Below are 7,592 nucleotides of genomic sequence, written 5' to 3'. Positions count from 1 at the left end.
CGATGAAAACCGCATCGCACCCTTTGACCGCCTCTGTAACATCTGTGGAAAAGCTTAACCGGCCTGCATCGACATTGGTTTTGACAAGCGCGTCAAGGCCAGGCTCGTAAATCGGCATGATATTCGCATGTAGGCGGGCAATCTTGGACTCATCCTTGTCCACACAGACAACGTCATGGCCAAAATCAGCAAAGCACGCGCCAGACACAAGGCCGACATAGCCAGAACCGATCATAGCAATTTTCATTGGATATCCCTCTTTCAGACTGTCGTCTAATAGCAGCGCCTTATGACGTTATGTGGTCAGGAACAAGTGTTGGCACATTTAGTTTGAAGACGAAGCCTGCATGGGCAATCGAAGTGCCGTATCGGAGCGACACTAAGGGATTATCGTTACCGCGCGTTCGAGATAATTTTCGCTATTCGCTGACCCGCATGCCCATCGCCAAAGGAATATCGCCCACGGGCCATCACAGCATAAGCGGCGTCATCGTCCAAAAGCGTTGAAATCTCACAAATGATCCGCTGGGTATCTGTCCCGATGAGCTTCGCTATTCCCGTTGCAATGCTTTCGGGGCGTTCGGTGGTCTCGCGCAGGACCAATACGGGTTTACCGAGCGCGGGCGCCTCCTCTTGAACCCCGCCGCTGTCCGTTAGAATGATATGGCTTATCGACAGGAGCCGCGCAAAGCTGGGGTAATCCAGCGGCTCAATTATCGCGACATTTGGCAATTCCGACAAAGTAGCATGCATGACCTTACGGACATGCGGGTTCATATGGATAGGAAAGATACAGGCGACGTCGTCGCGCGCGGCGATGGCTTTTATGGCTGCAGCTATGTTCACCATGCCCGCACCAAAATTCTCTCGGCGGTGGGCAGTGATGCTGATAATTTTTCGACCACGAAACCGGCCCTCCAACGGCGCAAGGTCACGAATGAGCGAACGATCTTGGGCAATGCGCTTTAAGACCCACTGCAACGAATCAATAACGGTATTGCCCGTAACAAAGATATGATCGGTAGGAATTGATTCTGCTCGTAATGCGGCTGCCGACATCTCGGTCGCGGCGAAATGCTGATGGGCAATATTGCCTATAATTTTGCGATTAACCTCTTCGGGCCAGGGTTTGTAGATATCCTGACTGCGCAACCCTGCTTCGACATGGCTCACCGGAATTTTGCGATAATACGCGGCTAGCGCGCCGACCATAGCCGTTACGGTATCGCCCTGTACGATGACGCGGTCGGGTTTTGCGCGGTCCAGAATTATCCCAATTGTCTGCAGCAGGCGCGCTGTGATCGTATCGAGTGATTGTCCCCGACGCATGAGGTCTAGATCATAATCTGGGACAATGCCGCTTATCGACAACACTTGGTCCAACATCTGCCGATGTTGCCCGCTGACCAGGACTTCGGTGCGCATATCCGGATATTGCCACAACGCATTTATAACCGGAAACAGCTTAATGGCCTCGGGCCGCGTGCCGAAAATCACCATATTCTTGTACATCTACGGTCCCTGAATCCTCAGTCTGCACCAAAGCCGTATATAAAAATAAGATATTAAAAAATAACGAATTTTTTTGAATATTGTTCAGTGTAACGTGCGTTAAGGCAATGGTGCTTCGTGCATTTTCATTTCTTTTGCCAAGCGACGCGATACCGCCTCGGGCGAGCCTGTATATTTGGCGAGGCGCGCATAAATGATTGGGATGAGTATGAGGCTAATGAACGTTGCCAGTGTTACGCCGAAAACAATCACTACACCAATGGCGGACCGCGCAGCACCACCCGCACCACTCGCAATAGCCAATGGAATAGCACCGAACACGGTCGCGATTGAAGTCATCAGAATGGGCCGCAAACGGCGGGCAGCAGCTTGCTGAATGGCCTCGAGGATTTCGAAGCCCTCATCACGCAACTGGTTAGCAAATTCGACGATCAGAATTCCGTTCTTCGCCGCTAGGCCGACAAGCATCACAATGCCAATTTGGCTGTAGAGGTTCAACGTCATACCTGTAAGCGCAAGGCCAATTATGCCGCCACCCACCGCCAATGGCACCGTCATAATGATGGTGACGGGGTGCACAAAGCTCTCAAATTGTGCAGCGAGCACAAGATACACGAGAAGGATGGTCAGTAAGAATACCAGCATGATGGAGCCGCCAGTTTCTTTAAACGCCTGACTTTCCCCGCGATACCCAACCGCCAGAATCTCTGGAGATGCGGCGGCTTGCTCTTCTAAAAAGGCCAAAGCCTCCCCCATAGTGTAGCCGGGCGCTAGGCCACCCTGTAGCGTGATAGCGCGCAGCTTATTGTAGCGACCTAAATCGCGCGCGCCTGCGGTCTCGGTATATTTTATGAGGTTGGCGAGCGACACCAATGATCCATCACGTGTGCGAAGCTGAATTGCAGCAAGGCTTTCGGCAGTGGCGCGGTCCGCTGCGTCCGCCTGCACGATGACGCGATATTCTTCGCCGCGATCCAAATAGGTCGATACCCGGCGCGAACCCAAAAGCGTTTGTAGCGCCTGACTGACTTCCGCCACTGAGATGCCAAGGTCGCCCGCGCGCGCAGTATCGACCTGAATCTCCATTTGCGGTTTGGTTTCCTTATAATCGGAATCCATGTTTACGATGCCGGGATTTTCACTTGCCGCGGCCAATATGCGGTCACGAGCAATGCTGAGCGATTCATATGTGGAGCCTGCAATCACGAAATTTATAGGCTGACCGCGTCCACGGCCAATAGACGAGCGTACGGAAGCATTGCCGCGAACGGCAGGCAATTCGGCGAGAATCTTGTTCACTTGCGCGACGACATCTTCAGTTTTTTCTGTGCGCTCGCCCCACGGCTTTAAAAAGACGATAAACGTCCCGCTGTTGAAATCGTCACTGGGTCCAAATCCGCCAGGTGTGCGTTGAATGATGGACCGCACTGTCCCCTTATCGATCAGCTTCACGATTGGTTCCGATGCCTGCAGCATATACATGTCCATGGCTTCAAAGCCAGTGCCTTCAGGTGCAGAAATGTTGGCGTTCAATATGCCGACATCTTCCGCAGGTGCGAGCTCGGATTGCAATGTCGTGAATAGAAATCCAGCACATAACAGAAAACCAATTACGCCAATTGATGTGACCAATGGTTTTGCGATGACAACTGACAATAGATGCGCATAGCGCCGCTCAAGCCGCTGGAACTTGTCATCGACCCATTTGGCCACGCGGCCCCGTTCTTCTTGTTTCAGCAGCTTGGAACACAGCATCGGGGCAAGGCTGAGGGCGACAAAACCCGAGAATGCAATGGCCGCAATCATCGCACCCGCCAGTTCGCGGAACAGCAAACCCGTCTGGCCAGCCAGAAACATCACCGGCACGAAGACGGCGCAAACAACGACGGTGGTGGAAATAACAGCAAATGCCACCTGACGCGTTCCGGTTACCGCCGCGACCAAGGGCGGCTCGCCCTGTTCAATCCGGTGATAGACGTTTTCGAGCACAACAATGGCGTCATCGACAACAAGGCCGATGGCCAGCACCATTGCCAATAGCGTCAGCAAGTTAATCGAAAAACCAAGGAACCAGAGGACGGCAAAAGTTGCGAGCAAGCAAATGGGCACCGTCACGGCAGGAATAATGGTCGCGCGCCAACTGCCCAAAAACAGGAAAATGACCAAGATGACCAGCGCTGCAGCTTCGGCCAAGGTAATCCACACGCTGCTGATTGCCTTGCTGATGAAAAGCGAGTCATCGGAGCCAACTGTGATTGTCATACCTTGCGGCAAAGTGGGTTTGATTTGCTCAGCGAGTTTTTTTGCGCTCTCTGCCACGGCCAGTGTGTTCGCGCCGGATTGACGCACAATACCCATGCCTAGTGCAGACTCTCCATTAAGGCGAAATGCTGCGTAAGGATTTTCCGGACCAGTTTCGATCCGCGCAACTTCACCTAATCGTGTCAACGATCCGTCTGCGCCGCGCGCGACGATCAACTGGCGAAATTCTTCTTCCGTACCAAAGGGGCGGCTCACGCGCAGCGTGACATTTTGATCGGTCGATTCAAGTCGGCCAGCGGGAAGTTCAACATTTTGGCTGCGCAACGCATTCTCAATGTCGCTCGGTGTGAGACCCAATGCCGCCAAGCGATCAGGCTGAAGCCAGATCCGCATGGATGGCCGTGCTTCGCCGCCCACAAATACACGCGCAACGCCGTCTAAGGATGAAAAGCGGTCTACGAGATTGCGGTCGACATAATCGCTAAGTTCAAGTCGCGACCAACCGGGCTTTGACACTACCAAGAACAGAATCGGCGACGCGTCTGCGTCGACCTTGCGCACTTCTGGCGGTAGCACTTCTTCGGGCAAGTCATCCGCTGCGCCCCCGACACGGTCACGGACGTCATTGGCGGCGCTATCTACCGACCGGCTCGGCGCAAATTCGATGGTAATCTCCGACTGCCCATCACGTGAACGCGATGTAATGGTCTGTATCCCCTCAATACCAGCAAGTGAATTTTCGAGGACTTGTGTGACGCGCGATTCAACGACTGTGGCTGCCGCACCAGTGTAGGTTGTCCCGACGGACACGATAGGGGGTTCCGTATCGGGATATTCGCGAACAGGTAGGCTTAAAAAACCGACAATGCCGACGAGCACCATTAAAATCGCAATAACGGCTGCGAATACGGGTCTGCGGACGGAGGTGTCGGAAATGTTCATATCAGGCGAGCATCAGCGCGTTTTGGCTGGAACGCCGCTGGACTTGGCGGGGCCAGTTCGCACGGTGGTGCCATCAGAAAGCTTTACCACGCCTTCGGTGACGATTTTTTCACCTACTTTAAGGCCTTCAACAACTTCAACTAAGTTGCCGTCGCGCGTGCCGGTTTTGACGGGCGTGCGCTTCACCTTAAGGTCGGAACCGACTGTGTAGACGAAGCTAGTATCGCCTTCGCGGACCAAGGACAATTCGGGCACAGCGGGAGCCGTGCGATTTTTCGATGTTATGGTGACAGATAATAGCATGCCCGGTTTCAACATGGCATTGCGGTTGGGCAAAACGGCCCGCAATGTTGCGGTGCGGGTTTGTGGATTGATGACAGGGTCAATAGCGGTAATCTTACCAGACGCGACATAGTCCGGGAAGGCAGCGGCCTTTGCCGTGATGACTTGCCCCACCCGGACGTTGGCAAGCATTGTCTCTGGCACATTAAAGTCGAGCTTGATGGAACTTAAGTCATTTACTGCGGCGATTTCGTCTCCAGCGCTGACCACTGCGCCAACGGAGATGCGCCGCAACGATACATAGCCGGAAAACGGCGCACGCACTACACGGTCACCAATCGATGCACGCGCCTCATTTGCTTGCGCCTTTGCCGCACTTGCAGAGGCAGTTTGCGCGTCCAAACTTGCGTTGGTTGCAAAGCCGCGGCGATGCAGTTCGCTGATGCGCGATAGTTGCTGTTCGGCTTCGCGCGCGCGGGCTTGCGCACTAGCAAGGGACGCCGTTTCCTGACCTTGCGCAAGAACGGCAAGCATTTGTCCCTTTTGCACATAGTCACCGTCAGAAAAACCGAGCCGCATTATTCGTTCGGTGACGGGTGCCCGAACCGAAACTTGCTCATTAGCATTGGCCGTTCCCACGGCGACGTAGACATCCGAAAATTCATGTACGGAAGCCGCGTCAATTGTAACCAGCGGAGAAGGGCGCTCACGCTTCTCTTCGCTGCCACCACATGCGGCCACACAGAACATCAATGACAGAATGATTGGCTTACGCATTTTTTCACCGGCTGGGGGTTCAGGAATTAGAAAACATCAAACCTGCTGTTGGCGCAACTTATCCCAATCGACCAGTCATTTTCGACAAATGAAACTTTTCTCTGAGAAAGCCCTGTTTGGCAGCAATCTGGCCAAGCTTGGCCAGATTGCTTTTTCTTCCCATCAATGCCGGATTATATGGTCAAATGCCGACAATCCGGCCTTCGTCCCTTCGCCCATCGCGACGATGATCTGCTTATACGGAACAGTTGTAACATCACCTGCGGCAAACACGCCGGGAATATTCGTCGCGTTATGCGCGTCGACTTCAATTTCCCCGCGCGGCGACAATGTTAGCGGACCTTTGAGCCATTCGGTATTGGGGACCAAGCCAATCTGTACAAAAATGCCATCCAGATCGATACGATGAGACTCGTCAGTATTTCTGTCGGTGTAAAGCAAAGCCTGAACCTTCTCGCCGTCGCCAATGACTTCGGTGCTCAGCGCGGAGGTGATGATATCTACGTTGGGAAGGCTGCGGAGTTTGTTTTGTAAGACAGCATCGGCGCGTAATTGTGAGTCAAATTCGATCAATGTGACATGTGCGACGATACCGGCAAGGTCGATCGCGGCCTCAACGCCAGAGTTGCCGCCGCCAATGACCGCGGTGCGCTTGCCCTTGTACAAAGGACCATCGCAATGCGGACAATAAGCGACACCACGATTGCGATATTCTTCCTCGCCGGGCACGCCCATTTGCCGCCAGCGCGCGCCGGTCGATAGGATTAAGGTGCGCGCCTTTAACGATGCCCCGCTTTCGAGTTTGACTTCGTGCAGACCATCCGCACCAGCAGGAATTAGTTCGGCGGCCGTCTGCAAATTCATGATATCGACGTCATATTCGCGGACATGCTGTTCCAACTGGGCGGCGAGCTTTGGCCCTTCTGTGTGCTGAACCGAAATGAAGTTTTCGATACCCATAGTATCGAGCACTTGCCCGCCAAAGCGTTCTGCCACGACACCTGTGCGAATGCCCTTACGCGCGGCGTAAATCGCTGCTGCCGCACCCGCAGGGCCGCCGCCGACGACCAGAACCTCAAATGGTTCCTTGGCCGCAATCTTTTCGGCAGCACGCGCAATCGTGCCGGTATCAAGCTTCGCCATGATCTGTGACAGGTCCATGCGGCCTTGGCCAAATGGTTCGCCGTTTAGGTAAACTGCTGGCACCGCCATGACCTTGCGTGTTTCCACTTCTTCACGGAACATCGCGCCGTCAATGGCCACATGGCTGACGCCGGGGTTGAGCGCAGCCATGATATTGATCGCCTGAATAACGTCAGGACAATTCTGGCAGGACAAAGAGAAAAATGTTTCGAACTTGAACGTGCCTTCAAGCGCCTTCACGGAATCTAGAAGTTCTGCCTCTTCTTTCGGCGGGTGACCACCCATGTGCAACAATGCGAGCACCAATGACGTGAACTCATGACCAAGAGGTAGGCCAGCAAATTGCGTTTCCGCTTTGCCATCTGCGCGGCGAATGGCAAAAGACGGCACGCGATCTGCGTGCCCATCATAACGAGCCGTCAGCAAAGGCGACTGTTCGACTACGGTTTCTACCAGCGCCCGCATTTCGGCAGACTTTGGGCCGTCGTCCAGTGTCGCGATCAGTTCAACGGGCGTCCGCAGATTTGCCAGATAGGTTTTTAGCTGGGCAGTTGTAGCAACATCAAGCATCGGGGAGGCCTTTTTCAAGCGAGCGGAAGCGCGCCGCGTAAAGAACGCGGCTGAAATTTTTCGAATAACGGTTTATCGGGTGCCACGCTGTTTGCACGGCACCC

The 7,592-nt window shown here is 54.0% G+C and carries 5 protein-coding genes; all 5 read right to left on the bottom strand.

Translation table 11 applies throughout. The features are described 5' to 3' along the window. On the bottom strand, positions 1-247 hold a 247-nt coding region (locus ACILP4_RS08855), incomplete at its 3' end, for a 3-hydroxyacyl-CoA dehydrogenase NAD-binding domain-containing protein (RefSeq protein WP_395620361.1). A 146-nt stretch (positions 248-393) separates the two neighbouring features. Then, complete coding sequence (gene wecB / locus ACILP4_RS08850; RefSeq protein WP_395620360.1) at positions 394-1,512, bottom strand: non-hydrolyzing UDP-N-acetylglucosamine 2-epimerase; 1,119 nt, start codon at positions 1,510-1,512, stop codon at positions 394-396. Between the two features lie 99 nt (positions 1,513-1,611). Further along, entirely contained in the window at positions 1,612-4,716 is a 3,105-nt protein-coding gene (locus ACILP4_RS08845) for an efflux RND transporter permease subunit (protein ID WP_395620359.1), read from the bottom strand. Positions 4,717-4,728: 12 nt separating this feature from the next. Beyond that, positions 4,729-5,775, bottom strand: a complete 1,047-nt coding sequence (locus ACILP4_RS08840) for an efflux RND transporter periplasmic adaptor subunit (protein WP_395620358.1) — start codon at positions 5,773-5,775, stop codon at positions 4,729-4,731. Positions 5,776-5,937: 162 nt separating this feature from the next. Then, on the bottom strand, positions 5,938-7,488 hold the full coding sequence (gene ahpF / locus ACILP4_RS08835; protein WP_395620357.1) for an alkyl hydroperoxide reductase subunit F: 1,551 nt from the start codon (positions 7,486-7,488) through the stop codon (positions 5,938-5,940). Positions 7,489-7,592: the final 104 nt, after the last annotated feature.

The organism is Sphingorhabdus sp. (assembly GCF_044239045.1).
Taxonomy (GTDB): Bacteria; Pseudomonadota; Alphaproteobacteria; order Sphingomonadales; family Sphingomonadaceae; genus Sphingorhabdus_B.
This window is presented reverse-complemented; position numbering and strand designations above follow the sequence as displayed.